The organism is Xanthomonas axonopodis (assembly GCF_001304695.1).
Classification (GTDB): Bacteria; Pseudomonadota; Gammaproteobacteria; order Xanthomonadales; family Xanthomonadaceae; genus Xanthomonas; species Xanthomonas axonopodis.
The window spans coordinates 23344-39181 of record NZ_JFAQ01000049.1 but is presented as its reverse complement, the minus strand read 5'-3'; the positions used below and the strand labels follow the sequence as shown (position 1 = coordinate 39181).

General features: G+C 65.9%; 12 protein-coding genes, 1 other RNA gene and 2 pseudogenes. 5 read left to right on the top strand and 10 right to left on the bottom strand.

The window, feature by feature from the left end; translation table 11 throughout:
- Positions 1 to 114: 114 nt before the first annotated feature.
- The 3 genes and pseudogenes from XAXN_RS05115 to XAXN_RS05105 form a co-directional block, all read right to left on the bottom strand.
- Entirely contained in the window at positions 115 to 441 is a 327-nt protein-coding gene (locus tag XAXN_RS05115) for a hypothetical protein (protein WP_054318750.1), read from the bottom strand.
- Between the two features lie 302 nt (positions 442 to 743).
- Positions 744 to 2024, bottom strand: coding sequence for an amidohydrolase family protein (locus XAXN_RS05110; protein WP_054318749.1), 1281 nt, complete (start codon positions 2022 to 2024; stop codon positions 744 to 746).
- Positions 2021 to 3394 (bottom strand): annotated as a pseudogene (locus XAXN_RS05105) (amidohydrolase). The gene XAXN_RS05110 and the pseudogene XAXN_RS05105 overlap by 4 nt, the downstream one beginning before the upstream one ends.
- 134 nt (positions 3395 to 3528) lie before the next feature.
- Here XAXN_RS05105 and XAXN_RS05100 point away from each other — a divergent pair.
- Complete coding sequence (locus XAXN_RS05100; protein WP_174515493.1) at positions 3529 to 4095, top strand: DUF924 family protein; 567 nt, start codon at positions 3529 to 3531, stop codon at positions 4093 to 4095.
- 153 nt (positions 4096 to 4248) lie between these two features.
- On the opposite strand, the pseudogene XAXN_RS05095 reads toward XAXN_RS05100, so the two are convergent.
- Both XAXN_RS05095 and grxD read right to left on the bottom strand, forming a co-directional pair.
- Positions 4249 to 5107, bottom strand: a pseudogene (locus XAXN_RS05095) (hypothetical protein).
- 198 nt (positions 5108 to 5305) lie between these two features.
- The gene (gene grxD / locus XAXN_RS05090; RefSeq protein WP_054318747.1) at positions 5306 to 6232 is read right to left on the bottom strand and encodes a Grx4 family monothiol glutaredoxin; all 927 of its coding nucleotides are present in this window, start codon (positions 6230 to 6232) and stop codon (positions 5306 to 5308) included.
- 45 nt (positions 6233 to 6277) lie between these two features.
- On the opposite strand from grxD, the gene XAXN_RS05085 reads away from it, so the two are divergent.
- Positions 6278 to 7069 carry a polysaccharide deacetylase family protein gene (locus XAXN_RS05085; protein WP_174515492.1) on the top strand — a complete coding sequence of 264 codons (792 nt, stop codon included), beginning with the start codon at positions 6278 to 6280 and terminating at the stop codon, positions 7067 to 7069.
- Positions 7070 to 7211: 142 nt separating this feature from the next.
- Here XAXN_RS05085 and XAXN_RS05080 read toward each other — a convergent pair whose 3' ends face one another.
- From XAXN_RS05080 to XAXN_RS05070, 3 genes are all read right to left on the bottom strand, one after another.
- The gene (locus XAXN_RS05080; protein ID WP_054318746.1) at positions 7212 to 7883 is read right to left on the bottom strand and encodes a methyltransferase; all 672 of its coding nucleotides are present in this window, start codon (positions 7881 to 7883) and stop codon (positions 7212 to 7214) included.
- 433 nt (positions 7884 to 8316) lie between these two features.
- On the bottom strand, positions 8317 to 8967 hold the full coding sequence (locus XAXN_RS05075) for an SGNH/GDSL hydrolase family protein (RefSeq protein WP_054318745.1): 651 nt from the start codon (positions 8965 to 8967) through the stop codon (positions 8317 to 8319).
- On the bottom strand, positions 8967 to 10238 hold the full coding sequence (locus tag XAXN_RS05070; RefSeq protein ID WP_054318744.1) for a pyridoxal phosphate-dependent aminotransferase: 1272 nt from the start codon (positions 10236 to 10238) through the stop codon (positions 8967 to 8969). Before XAXN_RS05070 ends, XAXN_RS05075 begins: the two co-directional genes overlap by 1 nt.
- Positions 10239 to 10391: 153 nt before the next feature.
- Here XAXN_RS05070 and rsgA point away from each other — a divergent pair, with 153 nt between their 5' ends.
- Together rsgA and XAXN_RS05060 are read left to right on the top strand one after the other, a co-directional pair.
- Positions 10392 to 11483 (top strand): ribosome small subunit-dependent GTPase A, encoded by a 1092-nt coding sequence (gene rsgA, locus XAXN_RS05065; protein WP_054318743.1) that lies wholly within the window; start codon positions 10392 to 10394, stop codon positions 11481 to 11483.
- A complete protein-coding gene (locus XAXN_RS05060; RefSeq protein ID WP_054318742.1) occupies positions 11483 to 12745 on the top strand; it encodes a flavohemoglobin expression-modulating QEGLA motif protein in 1263 nt (420 codons plus the stop codon). Before rsgA ends, XAXN_RS05060 begins: the two co-directional genes overlap by 1 nt.
- 46 nt (positions 12746 to 12791) lie before the next feature.
- Here the strand turns inward: XAXN_RS05060 and XAXN_RS20620 are convergent.
- Positions 12792 to 12867: non-coding RNA, sX9 sRNA (locus XAXN_RS20620), on the bottom strand.
- Positions 12868 to 13024: 157 nt separating this feature from the next.
- Here XAXN_RS20620 and XAXN_RS05055 point away from each other — a divergent pair.
- Complete coding sequence (locus tag XAXN_RS05055; RefSeq protein ID WP_054318741.1) at positions 13025 to 13705, top strand: type 1 glutamine amidotransferase domain-containing protein; 681 nt, start codon at positions 13025 to 13027, stop codon at positions 13703 to 13705.
- A 188-nt stretch (positions 13706 to 13893) separates the two neighbouring features.
- Here the strand turns inward: XAXN_RS05055 and XAXN_RS05050 are convergent, their stop codons facing one another.
- Entirely contained in the window at positions 13894 to 15813 is a 1920-nt protein-coding gene (locus tag XAXN_RS05050) for an alpha-amylase family glycosyl hydrolase (RefSeq protein WP_054318740.1), read from the bottom strand.
- Positions 15814 to 15838: the final 25 nt, after the last annotated feature.

Below are 15838 nucleotides of genomic sequence, written 5' to 3'. Positions count from 1 at the left end.
CAACTGCGTTGCACGAGCGGGACATGTCGCAGGGAACACCGGCAGCTTGCGGCCCGGCGCTGACGCAGTCGCCTTGCTAGCCGCCTCTGCGACGCACTGGCGTCGTTGCGCGGCTCAGCGCAAGGCATCCCGTGCCGAGGCGATGTCCGCCATCCACTGCATGCGCTTGCCGATCGCGAAGCGGTATTGGTTTCCGTCATCCAGCCGCACTGCCAGCGACGTCGGTGCGATCGGCAGCAGGCCGAACAGGCGTGTCCAGCAGGGCTGCGTCGCCACGATCTGCCGCAAGGGCACGCTCAGCGATTGGTTCTGCACATTGAACGCATGCGGCTGAAACAGCAGCGCATCGGCGGTGAGAATCAGGCGCCCACCCACCGCTTCCATGCCGCGCTGCAGATTGGCAGGTGGCTGGCGCAACACCACACGATCGATCGAACGCAAGCCGCTACCGTGGAAGAGCGAACTCACGGTCGCATAGCGGCGAGGTGGGCACGTGGCATGTGCCTGGGCAAGACGCCGAGGTGGCCAAGCGCTGTCAGGAGTGAGACCGAAAACATGCGATAGGCCTGGTGGGAGACATCACGACAGCGAAGGCCGCCAGCTAGACGCGGCAGGACGCCACGGCAGCATATCCCCTGTGCACAGCAGCGAAGCGGTGAAGCGGTGCGCCGGCACCGGCTCTTGCCGGCACACCAACCACGAAAGACCATGCTCAAGTGACGCTTGAGCGACACACTGCACGCCTACTTCAGATAGGCGCGCGGCAGGGGCCCGGCCTGCCGCATGTAGCGGTCGCGCAACTCGCTCTGGCGCGATCGCATCGGCATGTCGCGGCCGCCCAGCCAGACCTGCTCGGCATGATGCGCCACACCCAGCGGGTCGCCTTCCCACAGCACCAGGTCGGCCTGCTTGCCGACCGCAATGCTGCCGATGCGATCGCCTACGCCGAAGATGTCTGCCGGAACACGGGTCAAACCGGCCAGGCCCGATTCCCATGGCAAGCCATTGGCAACCGCATTGCCGGCCAGCTGGCGCAGCTTGCGCGCGTTGTGCGAGGCATCGCCGTTTTGGGTAAAGTTGACCTCCAAGCCGGCAGCGCGCAGACGTGCAGCATTTTCCAGCGTCGCGCCAATCTGGTCGAAGGTCGATGGCAGATCCGCCAATGCGTCCACCAGCACCGGGACCTTGGCCTGCGCCAGTTGTGGCGCGAGCTTCCAGGCTTCTGCGCCGCCGGCAATGGCAATGCGCACCTTTTCGCGCTGCGCCCAGCGCAACAGCTGACGGATGTCGGCTGCCCGTTCCACCTGCACCACGATGCGACCCTGGCCGGCCAGATAGTGCGCGAGGACACCGCGTCCAACCGGGGTCAGCAATGCATGCGGCGAATCGGCCGGGATACGCCCGCGTGCTCCGGCGACCAGTTGATCCAGCAGCATCCACTGCGCTGCGCGCGAACTGCCGGTGAGATCGGAGGCCGCTGCACCGATGCGAAGAAACAAGGCATGCGGGCCTACCGGATCCGGGCTGCCGTCCAGCCGCACGATGCCGCCCTGGCCGGTGATGAAGGCGCCGCTGGTGGTCGCCCCCAGCGCGGTGAAGCTGATGCCTTCCACGCGCGTCACCGGCACCAGCACCGAGTCGGGGTTGTAGGCCAGGGTGACGTCGAATTCCGGGCGCATCGGCTGATCGGCCAGTTTGACGCCGCTGTCCACCGTGCTCTCTTCGCCAGAGACTTCTTCGATACCGATCTCGGTGATGCCGCCGAACAAGGCCGGCGGCAGTGGGCGGCCTTTTGCTTCGACCACGCGGCTGTCGGTGGGGACTGCCAGGTTGCGGCCGATGGCGCGTATCACGCCGCCCTGCACCAGCACGTCGGTGTTCTGCAGGGTGCCCTGTGCGGTGGCAGTGTGCACGGTAGCGCCGCGAATCAATACCTGCTGGCCGAAGGCCGGCAGTGCCAGCGCGGCCATCACCATTGCCGCGATCGCGCGCAACCGCGGGTGCACAACGGTGGCGCGGCTCATCGTGCCATCTCCTGGCCAAGCATGAAGTCCGACACCGGCTGCAGTGCGCGGTTATGGCGGTCGTACACCTTGCGCGCCGTCGATATACACCTGCTCGGCCAGTGCATACGAGCTGAAAGAGTTGCCGTTCCACACCACGACATCGCCCATCTTGCCCGGCTCCAGTGCGCCGGTCTGCTGCTCGATGCCGAGCGCCTTGGCGGCATTGCTGGTGAGCCAGCGGATGGCGCGCTCTGGTGGAATCTCCATGCCGCGGCGGCGCGCGTTGGCGATCACCTTGGCGGCTTCCTGGTTGAGCCGCTGGATGCCTTCTTCCGAATCCGAGTGCACGATGGCGCAGCTATTGGCCGGGCGATCGACCAGTGCGATGTTTTCCTGGATGCCATCGAAGGCTTCCATCTTGAAGCCCCACCAGTCGGCCCACAGCGCGCCGCAGACGTTTTCCTGTGCCAGGCGGTCGGCCAGCTTGTACGCCTCCACGCCGTGATGGAAGGCGGCAATGTGGAAGCCGAACTCCTTGGACAGATCCAGCATGGTCGCCATTTCATCGGCGCGGTAGCAGTGGATGTGCACGCGGATATCGCCGTTGATGGCGCCGGCCAGTGTGTCGAGTTTGAGATCACGCTTGCCGCCGGCATCGCCGCTGCTGTCGTTGTCGCCGCCGCGGCTCCACCAATGGCGCTTGTTGGCAGTTTTCTTTTTCGGTACGTTCTTCTGCAGATACTCGGCCGCATCGATGAACGCAGCGCGGTAGCCGGCCACGTTACCCATGCGCGTGCCCGGGCCACCTTTCTGGCCGTACACGCGTTTTGGGTCTTCGCCGCAGGCCATCTTCAGGCCCCATGGTGCGCCGGGGAATTTCATGCCCTGATAGGTGGTGGAGGCGACGTTCTTGAGCGTGGCGCCGCGCCCGCCGATCAGATTGGCCGAGCCCGGCAACACCTGCAGCGAGGTGATGCCGCCGGCCAGCGCAGTGCCGAAGCCGGGGTCCTGCGGCCAGATCGAGTGCTCGGCCCATACATTGGGCGTCACCGGTGCGGTCATCTCGTTGCCGTCGCTATGCGCGCTGACGCCCGGGCTGGGATACACGTCCAAATGCGAGTGCACATCGATGATGCCGGGCGTCACCCACTTGCCGGTGCCGTCGATACGGCGCACGTCCGCGGGCGCATCGAGCGCCCTGCCCACCGCAGTCCAGCCGCTCGCCGGTGCCGGTAAGGGCGGTGGCTTGCTGGATCAGCACCGGAGCGGACGCGCGCGCGATAGGTGCTGGGGTAGGGGTCTTGCACGAAGCGCGATGCCGCCGCTGTCGCAGACGCAGGCCCGCACAGCACCGCCGCGCCCAGCGCGGCGAACAGGATGGAACGCATGGATTTCCCCGGTAAATACGAAAACGTCAGCCGCCAACCTAGTCGTCGGCAGCGTGCTTGCCAAGTGCTGGAAGTCGAGAGCGGCGGGCTCATCAAATGTACCCGTGCATGCTGTGCCGAATTCGTCAGGGGATGTGTCGATGACTGCCAAAACAGAGCGCAACAAGCAGGCCGATGTGGTGTTGGCTTTCTGGGAGCTGGTCGGCGCGGCGCGCTGGTTCACGCACAACGACGCCTTCGATGCCAATGTTCGCCAGCATTTCAGCGAGCAGCATCTCGCCGCCGCACGCGGCGAGTACGCGCAGTGGATGGCGCGCGCCGAAGACGCACTTGCCTTGCTGATCCTGCTGGATCAATTTCCGCGCAATGCGTTCCGCGGCAGAGCGCATGCCTATGCCACCGACGGCCTGGCACTGCGGCACGCCAAGCAGGCGCTCGCCAGCGGCTTCGATCAACAGGTGTCGGCGCAACTGCGGCTGTTTTTCTATCTGCCCTTCGAGCATGCCGAAGACGCCGAGGATCAGGCGCGAGCGGTGCAGCTGATCACTGCACTGGGCGATGCGGAGACCACTCGTTGGGCGCTGGAACATCAGCGCATCATTGAGCGCTTTGGCCGGCTTCCGCACCGCAATGCGGTGCTGGGACGTGAAACCGCGGCAGAAGAGCAGCAGTTTCTGGATGACGGTGGATTTGCCGGTTGAAGACCGGCATTGACATCTACATGCCCGAAGATTGAGATCTGCCGCGCAGCGCGGGTAACCACCGTGCGGCCGCCGGGCAGACGTGGGCATGGCAACGCAGAAGATTCCGCTATGCGCATGCCGCACAAGCAGCGCGTAAGCAGTCAAAGCCGGTCAGCAGCCGCCCGGCAGTGCTTCCGAACGCCAGCTGGTGCCTTCGCCCAGCAGCAGATAGAACCCGTAACTTTCGTAGCCGCTTTCGGCCAGCATGAAATCGAGCGTGCCGTTGCCGTCGATATCGCCGAACTGCAGCAGATGTGTGCGCAGCGGCAGGTCTTCGCAATCGTCGCAGCCGCTGGCAGCGTGACCCCTGCGGAACTGCCAACGGCTGCCGTCATGCTCGAAGATCGCAAGGACGACGAGCACGCCGGTGGGGTTGTCCGGGTTGTCGGTCTGGATGGGATGGTTGGAGGTCAGGATTGCCACGCGTCGCTGCGGTTGCTGCGTGTCGGTGACGATCTGCAGTGCGGCCAGATCCTGCGCGCGATCGGCATTGAACCCGGCCAGCGCCTGCGCCAGGGCTGCCGGCTTGATGCGCTTGCGCAGCTGCGCGGTATTGTTCACCTGGGCGAACAACTCGGCCTGTTCGCTGGCGGTGGCCGCGCGGCCGGCGAAGCGCTTGCCGGGATTCAGATCTTCGGTCGACAGCAGCGGCGAATTGGACAGCATCGGGTTGCCCTTGATGCGCAGCTTCGCTGTGCCGCCGCACAGGCTGTTGTCGTCCACCGTCAGTGCCGCAAGCCGCACGTTGCCGGTGGAAACGCCTGCGTTGAAGACCTGCAACGGCTGGCTCAGCAGCGCCTTGGGTAGGGGCGACGCCCTTGCCGAGCCAGACCGGGATGTATTCCAGCGGCTCGTCGGACGGCTGGTTGTCATAGGTCTGAACCAATAGCACCGCGCGCGACGGTTCGGCAGCGTGGGTGGCCAACGGCAGCAGCGCGGCCAGGGCCACAGAGAGCAGGCGGGTCTGCATTGCAGCGATGTCCTTGTGCAGGTTGATCCATGAAAAAAAGGGCGCTCCAAGGAGCGCCCTTTTCGGTATGCGACGTGCCGGCCTAGCCTGCTTCTGAGGAAGCTGCGGTCACGCAGTTGTCGCAAGCGCGGTAGTCTACCCAGGGAGCATGACCGGTGCGCGGCCGCCGCGACCGTGCGACTGCCGCTGATGTCTTGCTCAGTATTTCGCCACGCCGTTGTCCACCTCGTCCGACCAGGCATCGATGCCGCCGGTGACGTTGTAGACATTGGTGAAGCCCAGGCCACGGAAATGTTCGGCGGCCTGCAGGCTGCGGCCGCCGCGGTGGCACAGGAACGCCAGCGGGGTGTCCGTGGGCAACTGTTCGATGGCGGCGCGCTCGTGCGCATCCAGCGTGCGGAACGGTGCGGCCACCGTGGCCAGCGCGCGCTCGTCGGCCGGGCGCACGTCCACCAGGGTCAGGCTGCCGGCCTTGAGACGGTCGTCGGCGTCGCGCACCGACAGCTCCTGCACCGGCTTGGGTGCATTGGGGTTATCGATGGCCAGGCCACGGCCGCGGATGTCGTCGACCCAATCGATGGTGATGCCGTCGGCACGACGCGCGCTGGCCAGGTCGAACTGCACGCGCAGCCCGTTGGATTCAGCTGCAATGGCGTTCGGGTTGGTTGGCGCCAGCTGGAAGTTCGGCTGGAAATTGGCATCGATGGCCAGCGTCAGCGAGGCATCCGGCGCATCGGCCAGCGCACCCTTGAGCATCTCGACCGCGGCCGGGGTGATGGTGATCTTGGGCGGGCTGCGGTCGGGCGCCTGCAGGCCGAGCATGCTGCTCAGCTCGCCGCTATCGGCCATCTGCACGATGATGTCGCTGCCGCCGATCAGCTCGCCGTCCACGTACAGCTGCGGGATGGTCGGCCAGTCGCCGTAGGCCTTGATGCCCTCGCGGATTTCCTGGTCGGCCAGCACGTTGACGTGGGCATAGTCGATGCCCAGGCCGTCCAGCACGCCGACCGCCTTGGCCGAAAAACCGCACTGCGGCATGCCGGGCTGGCCTTTCATGAAGAGCACCACGCGGCTGGATTGCAGCAGCGTATCGATACGGGAACGCAAGGCGGAATCGAGAGACATGGCAGCACTTCGGTGGCGGCGTGGAGACCGGGCATTCTACGCCGCATGGCATCATTGGGCATGACCACGCCGGAAACGCTGTATCGCACCCCCTCGCGCCCGTACCGCTGGGTGGGCCTGTTGGCCGTCTCGCAGGTGGCGGTGGCCCTGCTGTGGTGGCATTTGGGCTGGGCCTGGGGGCTGCCCTCTCTGCTGCTGTCGCATGCGCTGTTCGTGGTGCCGGTGTTCCTGCCGCGCGCGCGGCTGTATGCGCCGGTGCTGGCGCGATTACCCGATCGGGCGCCGCAGGTGTGGCTGACCATCGACGATGGCCCGTCCGACGACACCCCGGCCATCCTCGACCTGCTGGATGCGTACGACGCCAAGGCAACGTTCTTCGTGGTCGGTACGCGTGCCGAGCAGCGGCCCGAGCTGGTGCGCGAGATGGTGCGGCGCGGGCATGGCATCGGCAACCACAGCCACACCCATCCGCAAGCCTGGTTCTGGGCGCTGGGGCCGCGGCGGATGGCGCAGGAAATCGGCCAGGCGCAGCGCGTGCTGGCATGCATTACCGGCCAGGCGCCACGGCTGTACCGCTCGGTGGTGGGCATGACCAACCCCTTCGTCGCCTCGCCGCTGCGCGCGCACGGGCTGACCCGGGTGGCCTGGAGCGCGCGTGGCTTCGACGGCGTGCGCTGCGAGCCGGACACCACCATCGCCCGCATCGTGCGCGACCTGCGGCCGGGCGCCATCGTGCTGCTGCACGAAGGCGCCGCGCACAGCCACAACCTCACCATCCTGCGCGGCGTGCTGGAGGCAATGCAGGCGCGTGGGTTGGTGGGCCGGCGGCCGGATTAGGCGCGACGAACAAAACGACTGCGCTCACCGCCTGGCGGGCGCGGATCGGGGCGGCATGTCCCGCCCATGCATGCCAGGTTCTTCGCCCCTTCGACATCCACTCCACGATTGCTCGCCACGTGTAGCGCGTCGCCAGTCGCGCTCAGCGTGGCTCGGCCACGATCAACCAGTTGTTGAACGGCGTGTTGCCATACAGCGGCGCAAACCTAGCGCGCAAGCCGGCCGCATCCAGATTCGCTTGCACGCTGTCGCGGGTGGGATAGCTGCGCGGCATCCGCTGCATCCAGCCGCTCAGGTGCGCCAGGACGTCGGTGACACGGCTGGTGCGGCCACGGCCGCTGGCATCGCCCAGTGCGCTGCGAATCACCAGCTTCGCGCCAGGCGTGAGCATCTGCGCCACGCTGCGCAGCAGACTGGCCTGCATGTCAGCTTGCAGATACTGCAGCACATCCAGGATGGTGACGCTGCCGCGATGCTGCGGCCACGCCACACTCAGATCGACCACCTCGAACTTGGTCTTGCCCAGGTTCGAGCGCTGCGCGATGTGCTGTGCGCGGCGAATCTTGGACGCATCCACATCCACGCCGTGATACGCCAATGCCTGGCCATCGGCGCGCAATGCATGGGCCAGCAGGCCGAGCCCGCAGCCCAGATCCAGCACCGGCGCAGCGGTATTGCGCAGCTCGGCCAGCACTCCCGGATATAGCGGGTCGGTGCGCAGCTTGGCTTGCGTGTAGTAGTAGTCGTAGCGGTTGCCCAGCGGATGCGCCGGCAGAAATGCGCGTGCAATCGGCAACGCCTGCGCGCGGCTCATCGGTTGGGTGGCAGTGGTGTGCAATGTCGTTCCTTGGCAATCAGGCGTGCTGCGCGGCTAGCTTAGGACCTGCCGGGCTGGTTGGGATAGGGCGGGTTGGCAGTTTGCGATGCGTGACCGCGGACGCGTCGGTGCCGGGTATCTGACGCGCGCGTGTCGAAAGACCTGGCCGCAGCGCGTGTTTCTGCCGCATTGACGTAAGAGACGGCTGGCGTTGACTGCGTGCGACATTTCGCGCTGCCAGGCAGGCGCAAAGGCCACGAGTGCAAAGCCACCACGCAGATGAGCGCTGTGGCTTGGTGCCGTGCCGAAATGTAGCGCGGAGCCATCCGATGTTCGTGGGCCGCATGCAAGAACTGCAGCGTACGGGAGCGGATTCGGGGTGCCGGCCGCAGCCATCTGGCGGCAGCACAGTCCTGGTTGTCAGCTGCGCTTAGACGATCGTGTCCAACGATCCAACTGCCCCCAGCGCATCGCGCGCTGCCGGTAGGGCCAATGCTGTCCAACGCGCATACATCGCACCGGAAGGATGCAAACCGTCGTCCACCAGCATGTCCATCGCATCGCCGCCATCGCGGCCGGTGGCCGTGATGTCGACAAAGCGCACCGCATGGGCACTGCAGCGGTCGGCAGCGATCGCGTTGAACGCGTCGATCTGCGCACCGATCAACGCGGCATCGCCACTGCGCGCGCGCGCAAACGGGGTCAGGCCCCAATCGGGAATCGACAGCACGAACACGCGTGCCGGGTGGCCGTCCGCGAATGCAATTGCACGCAGCAGCAGGGCCTCGAATTGCTGGCAGTACTCGTCCAACGAGCGCCCGCGGTACTGATTGTTGACGCCGATCAACAAGCTCACCAGCGCGAAGGGTCCCTGCGGTGCAGCCACGTCGATCCCGGTCTGCAATTCGTTGGTGGTCCAGCCGGTGGTGGCGATGATCTGCGGCGGCGCCACGTTCCAGCCGTAAGCACGTAAGCCGTCGACCAGTTGCAACGGCCAACGCTGTGCAGGCGCAACGCCTTCGCCGATCGTGTACGAATCGCCGAGCGCCAGATAGCGCAGCGGCGTGCCAAGCGCGGCCATCAGGCCACGCTGCGTGGCTTGAGTGCAACCACCTTGGTGACCGTTTCGGCGCGGCGTGCCAATGCGCGGTCGATGCGAGCAAACACATCGCGCATCACGCTGGCTTCCGGCATCAGTGTCACGCGGAAATGATGGCGATACGGCACGTTGAAGCTGGAGCCGGGCACCACCAGCACGCCTTCTTCGTTCATCAGGTCCAGCGCGAATGCGTGGTCGTCGAAGTTGCGCGCCGCTGCACCCACCACCGCCGGGAACGCATACAGCGCGCCGGCCGGTGCCACCAGCGACAGATGCTCGCTGGCCGCGCAGGCCTCGATCACCGCGCGGCGGGTTTCATACAGACGTCCGCCAGGTGCGCACAAGGCGGAGATGGTGTCCGGCCCGTTCACCGCCGCATCGATGGCGTACTGGCCCGGCACGTTGGCGCACAGTCGCAACGCGCCGAGCAGGTCCATCGCGTTGCGCAAGTCGTTGATGCGCGCCTGTTCGCCAGAGAGCAGCGCCCAGCCCACGCGCCAACCGCAAGCGCGATGCACCTTGCTCAGGCCGCTGAAAGTGATGCACGGGTGCGTGCCGGCCAGTGGCGCCACCGGCACGAACGCCGCGTTGTCGTACAGCACCTGATCGTAGATCTCATCGACCATCAACAGCAGATTGTGCTTGGTGGCGATCGCCACGATGCGCTCCAGCAACTCGCGCGAATAACTGGCGCCGCTGGGATTGTTCGGATTGATCAGCACGATGGCGCGGGTGCGCGAGGACACCAGCGTCTCGATCTCCACCGGGTCCGGCTGGAAGCCGTTCTCCGGCGCGCAGCGGTAATACACCGGGCGTCCGTCGTTGAGGATGGTGGCCGCCGACCACAGCGGGTAATCGGGCGAGGGCACCAGCACTTCGTCGCCGGGGTTGAGCAGCGCACGTAGCGACAGATCGATCAGTTCGCTGACGCCGTTGCCGACAAAAATACGATCCGGGTGCGCATCCGGGTGCTGGCGGCGCGAATACGCGGTGGCGATCGCCTCGCGCGCTTCCGGCAGGCCTTGCTGATGGGTATACGGATCGGTGCGGCCCATGTCGTCGGCGATGGCACGCTGCAGATGTTCCGGCGCACGAAACCCGAACGCGCCGGGGTTACCGATATTGAGCTTGATCAATTTGCGGCCTTGCGCCTCCAATTCCCGCGCTCGCCGCGCCAGCTCGCCCCGGATTTCGTAGCGGACTTCGGACAGACGCTCACGAATCGCGAGCGGCTTTTGCGGGGCAGTGGACATGCGACGGGCCGGTTGTAGGCGTGAGGCTTGGCATGGTATCGGAAATATGACAAGCGGACATGCTTGCATCGGCAAAACGATGTCAAGGGGCACGTCAGGCGGGGCAGGACACGCTTGCACAAGCCGCTGCGGCCAGCCAGCTAGAATCGCCCCATGAGCGACACTTCCCCCGATTACCCCACCCTCCAATCCATCGGCTGGCCCTGGCCCGGGCCGCCTGAAGAAGCGGCCTGGCAGGCCGTGTTTGCCGCGCATCCGCAGGCGCTGCCCGCGCGGGTGGTGGAGCAGCATCGCACCGGCTATGTGGTGGCCGATACGCCCGAGGCCAGCCTCAAGGCGGAGTCGTTGCCGGAGTGGCAGCGGCCGCGCTTCCCGAGCCATGAGCGGGCGGCGGTCGGCGATTGGGTGTTGATGGAGGGCAAGCGCATCGTGGCGCTGCTGCCGCGGCGCACCTCGATCAAGCGCGGGGCGGCCGGCGAGCATTACCACCAGCAGGTGATCGCGGCCAATATCGATACGGTGTTCATCGTCTGCGGGCTGGATGCAGACTTCAATCCGCGTCGCATCGAGCGCTATCTGTTGCTGGTGGGCGGCGGCGGTGCGCAGCCGGTGGTGGTGCTGACCAAGGCCGACCAGACCGAATACGCCGAGGATGCGTTGGCGGTGCTGGAGGAGCTTCAGGCGCAGAACATTCCGTTGCGGGCGGTCAACGCCAAGGACCCGGCCAGCGTGGCCGCGTTGCGGCCGTGGCTGGGCGATGGCCGCACCGCGGTGCTGGTGGGTTCGTCCGGTGCGGGCAAATCGACCCTGACCAATACGCTGCTCGGCACGCAGAAGATGAAGACCAATACGGTGCGCGAGAACGATTCGCGCGGCCGGCATACCACCACGCACCGTGCGTTGATCTCGTTGCCGACCGGCGCCTGCCTGATCGACACGCCTGGCATGCGCGAGCTCAAGCCGACCGGCGAAGAGGATCTGGCCGAAGGCGGTTTTTCGGATGTGGAGGCCCTGGCGGCGCAGTGCCGCTTCAACGATTGCGCGCATCTCGCCGAGCCGGGCTGTGCGGTGCGTGCGGCGATCGACGCAGGCGAGCTGGACCCGGAGCGCGTTGCCAACTACATGAAGCTGCGGGTGGAAGTGGCCAGCGCGGCCGAAAAGCTCGCCACCCGCGTTGCGCAGAACAATCGCGGTAAAGGGGCGTGCAAGCGGCCGGCCAGCGTCGATCGTCCCGGACGGCGCTGATGCCATCGCGCAAGGGGCCGCCGGACATCGTCCATCACGCGGCGCTGGATGCGCGCTTGGTCAAGGCCGTGCGCGGTGTGCGTCTGCTGGCCTTGGCCAGCTGGCCGCGCTCGCTGCAGGAGCCGTTTCTCGACAGCGTGGCGCGCGGGCAGCCGGAATTGCCGCAGGTCGAGTACCCGGCGCTGGATTTCGGCGACACCCGGCGCGAATTGGCCGCCATTGCCAAGCACGCCGACCCGCATCATCCGCTGGGCGAGTACCTCATCGATTCGGCGCATAGCTGGAGTCTTGCAGCAGGTTTGCTGGAGTCGCTGGGCACCACGGCGGTGAGTGATTACTCGGCGCAATTGTTCGGCGTGCCGGAGGACCCGATGCCGGGCAACGGGCCGAGCACCCGCGAAGCGGCACAGCATTTCATCCAGATCGCGCAGGAACTGGATCGCGAACTGATGGCGCCGGAAGAGCAGGTACCGGTCTCGGCGACGGCATTGCGCATGCAGTTGCAGAACGACCTGGACGGGTTTTTCGAGCGGCGCGTCATCACCGTCACGCTCGATCCGGATCTGCTCGCCAAGGCGGCCGCTGGCGCGAACCGTATTCGCTTGCGCACCGGCGCCACGTTCAGCGATTACGACCGCGCGCAGCTGTTCCATCATGAAGCGCTGGTGCATTCGCTGACGGCGCTCAACGGTCGCGCGCAGGTGCATTTACCCAGCCTGGGCATTTCTTCCCCGCGCACGACCGCAACGCAGGAAGGCCTGGCCACGTTTGCCGAGCAGATCACCGGCAGCATCGATATCGAACGTATGAAGCGCATCAGTCTGCGTATCGAAGCGATTGCGATGGCGCGCTCGGGTGCGGATTTCATCGAGGTATTTCGCTACTTCACCGCAGGCGGGCAGAGCGCTGCAGAAAGTTTTTCGTCGGCGCAGCGTGTGTTCCGCGGCGTGCCGACCGGTGGCGGCGGTGCCTTCACCAAGGACACCGTGTATCTGCGCGGTTTGGTGGCGGTGCACACCTTCTTCCGCCATTCGTTGCAGCGCGACCAGCTGCAGCTGTGCCGTTACCTGTTCGCCGGCAAGATGGCGTTGGGCGATGTGGCGCGCTTTGCGCCGTTGTTCGACAGCGGCGTACTGCTCGCACCACGTTGGCTGCCGCCGTGGGTGAGCCGTGTCAGCGGGCTGGCCGGCATGTTGGCGTTCTCCTTGTTCGCCAACCGCATCCGAATGGATCAACTGCAGCCGCCGGCAATGAATGTATAAGGCAGGGCACTTGCTGCCGTTGCGGCGAATCGCGGCGCCCCAGAGTGGCTCACAACGCCTAGCGAGCAGTCGCTGGCTGGGCGCGGATGGCGAGCCGGAGCCGGCGTATACATGAGGCACCTGCGGCCCATGGCTGTCGGTCGCATTCGTTCTGTTGCAACGCAATCGCTACATTCATGAACATATGCGGCGGGCACCACGTGCCCTACACGAGGCTGCAACGGGCTGAACTCCACGCTGGCCGCCTTGCCCAGTTGGGCCATGACATGAGGCAATGCGATGAAAGTTTTGATGGTGCTGACGTCCCACGACCAGCTCGGCGACACCGGCAAGAAGACCGGGTTTTGGCTAGAAGAATTCGCCGCGCCGTATTACGTGTTCAAGGATGCAGGCGCGGAGATCACCCTGGTCTCGCCCAAGGGCGGCCAGCCGCCCCTGGACCCCAAGAGCGACGAGCCCGGCGCGCAAACCGAGGCGACCAGGCGCTTCAAGCAGGATCCCGAGGCGCAAAAAGCCCTGGCAAGCACGCACCGTCTGGCCGACATCAAGGCCGATGACTTCGATGTGCTGTTCTACCCGGGCGGCCACGGCCCGCTATGGGATCTGGCCGAAGACGCCGATTCCATCGCGCTGATCGAAGCGTTCGCCAAGGCCGACAAGCCGCATGGTCTTGTGTGCCACGCACCCGGCGCGCTGCGTCGGGTCAAGGGCAGCGACGGCAAGCCGCTGGTCAACGGCCGCCGCGTCACCGGCTTCACCAATAGCGAAGAAGAGGGCGTGGGCCTGACCAAGATCGTGCCGTTCCTGGTCGAAGACGTGCTGACCGAACTCGGCGGCAAATACGAAAAGGGCGCCGATTGGGGCGTGTACGTGGTCACCGACGGCACCCTGGTCACCGGTCAGAACCCGGCCTCGTCGGAGAAGGCCGCAGAAACCCTGCTCGCGCTGGCAAAGCGCTGATCCTGGAAATTGCTGGTCCTGAAAAGCCCCGTCCCCGTCGGGGCTCACGGCACGGCTCGCGCGCGACTGGTGCGTGGGCCGTGCTGCAATTGCATTAGCAAAGAGGCAGCGCGAAACGGGCTTCAAGAGCGACGGTGCGGCTCACCAAACGCGCGGCAATTTGCCGCTCACGCCGATCGAGTGCATGCTCAGTCCTCACGCTGCAGCCAACGCACGCCGTAAGCCGGAAGCACGATCGATACATCGTCGCTCACGGCTGCGCCATCAACCACGTCATCGATGGCCAGCAGCGTCCATCCATTGGCGCCGATTGCGGCAAGCTCCATTTTGAGCGACTGGTCGCTGAAGTTATGCAAGGCGATAAAGCTGTCGCCGCGCGTCAACGCGAACACGCGAGAGTCGTTCAAGGCAATGCTGCCCAGCGCTTGATCCGCCGCCAACGCGGTGAGCGCGGCACGTTGCCGGATCAATCCACGCAAGCGCCGGTACACCGTGCCACTCAGGCTCTTGGCATCGTGACGCTGGGCGGCAAGCTGCCAATCCATCGCAGGCCGATGTAGCCAACGGCCTTCATGCCGGCGGTGCGGATCGTCGCGGTAGCTGGGGTCATTGATCATGGCCAATTCGTCGCCCATATAGATCAACGGGACGCCCGGCATGGCAAGGGCGATGGCATACAGCAACACCAACCGGTCCACTGCCACCGCCAGCGCCGCCGCATCGCCTGCGTCCTGCGCGGCCTGTATGCCCGCAAGTGCGGCAGCCATCCCATTGGTCCCATGCACGCCGTCGCCGCTGCTCTGGAAGCTCTCGCCGCGCGCGTAACTGCCCGGCACCGCGTTGGCATAGAAGCGCGCCACATCGCGTAGCGAAAACGGCGGTTGCGCGGCATTGCCGGAGGCTTCGTGCTGCAGCACATGCCAACCGATATCGTCATGGCAACGCACATAGCTCAGCCACGCACAGTTGCGCGGCAACGGTGGACTGTGCGCGATCACGTTGTGCAGGATGTCGCCGCGTTGCAGGGCCAGTGCCGACCAGCCGGCCGCCATCAAGGTGCTGTGATATGCCAGATGGCATTCGTGGCCCTGGTCCGTGCCGCTACCGAAGTACGGTGGCAGCTGCGTCATCGGCACGATGGCTTCGGCCTTCATCACCACCGCCGGTGCGACGATATCGGTCACCGCACGCAGCGCCACCAGCAGGGTGTGCGCCTCGGGCTGGTTCATGCAATCGGTCCCGATGCGCTTCCACAAGTAAGCCGTGGAGTCCAGGCGGAATGCTTCCACGCCCAGGTTGGCCAGTCGCAGCATCGCCAGGGCCATGTCGCCGAATACTGCCGGGTTGCTCCAGTTCAAATCCCATTGATACGGATAGAACGTGGTCCACATCCAGTGCGCGGCATCGTCCACCCAGGTGAAGTTGCCGGGCGCGGTGTGCGGAAACACTTGCCCCAGCGTGGCTTCGTACCGGTCGGGCAAGGTGCGGGCGGCAAAGTGATGGTAGTAGTCGAGATAACGTGCGTCGCCGGCGCGGGCCGCCCGTGCCCAGGCGTGATCGTCGGCGGTGTGATTGAGCACGAAGTCCGCACACAGGCTGATGCCGGCTTCGCGCAGGCGCGTGGTGAGCGCGATCAAGTCGTCGTTGCTGCCCAGGCTGGGTTCCACCTGGCCGTAATCGCTGACTGCAAAGCCGCCGTCGTTGTCGCCAGCGCGTGCGCGCAGGAACGGCAGCAGATGCAGGTAGCGCACGCCCAGCTCCTGCAGATACGGCACATGTTCGGCCACGCCTTGCAGCGTGCCGGCAAAGCGGTCTGCGTAGGCGCTGTAGCCGAGCATGTGCTGCTCGCCGAACCAACCGGCGTGCCGCGTGCTGTCGAGCGTTTGCAGTGCTTGCGGGCGTTGCCAGGCGATATTGGCCACTTCGCCCAGCCATTGCGCCAACCACGACGCATAGTCGGCACGCTGGCCGTAGAGCGCGTGCAAGGCATCCAGCAAACGCGAGGCGTGCTGGTCGTAGCGCGACAACAGCACGTCGGCGCGTTGCCGGTCCAGCGGCGCGGCAAAGGCCGCGCGCATTGCGGCGGTATCAATCGGGCAGGTGCTCATGGGAAGCCGCCGGGCCGGGCCCGGC

Coding starts and splice junctions, on each gene's coding strand:
- XAXN_RS05110 (WP_054318749.1), bottom strand. CDS start 2,024: ATGAGCCGCGCCACCGTTGTGCACCCGCGGTTGCGCGCGATCGCGGCA.
- grxD (WP_054318747.1), bottom strand. CDS start 6,232: ATGTCTCTCGATTCCGCCTTGCGTTCCCGTATCGATACGCTGCTGCAA.
- XAXN_RS05085 (WP_174515492.1), top strand. CDS start 6,278: ATGGCATCATTGGGCATGACCACGCCGGAAACGCTGTATCGCACCCCC.
- XAXN_RS05080 (WP_054318746.1), bottom strand. CDS start 7,883: ATGAGCCGCGCGCAGGCGTTGCCGATTGCACGCGCATTTCTGCCGGCG.
- XAXN_RS05075 (WP_054318745.1), bottom strand. CDS start 8,967: ATGGCCGCGCTTGGCACGCCGCTGCGCTATCTGGCGCTCGGCGATTCG.
- XAXN_RS05070 (WP_054318744.1), bottom strand. CDS start 10,238: ATGTCCACTGCCCCGCAAAAGCCGCTCGCGATTCGTGAGCGTCTGTCC.
- rsgA (WP_054318743.1), top strand. CDS start 10,392: ATGAGCGACACTTCCCCCGATTACCCCACCCTCCAATCCATCGGCTGG.
- XAXN_RS05060 (WP_054318742.1), top strand. CDS start 11,483: ATGCCATCGCGCAAGGGGCCGCCGGACATCGTCCATCACGCGGCGCTG.
- XAXN_RS05055 (WP_054318741.1), top strand. CDS start 13,025: ATGAAAGTTTTGATGGTGCTGACGTCCCACGACCAGCTCGGCGACACC.
- XAXN_RS05050 (WP_054318740.1), bottom strand. CDS start 15,813: ATGAGCACCTGCCCGATTGATACCGCCGCAATGCGCGCGGCCTTTGCC.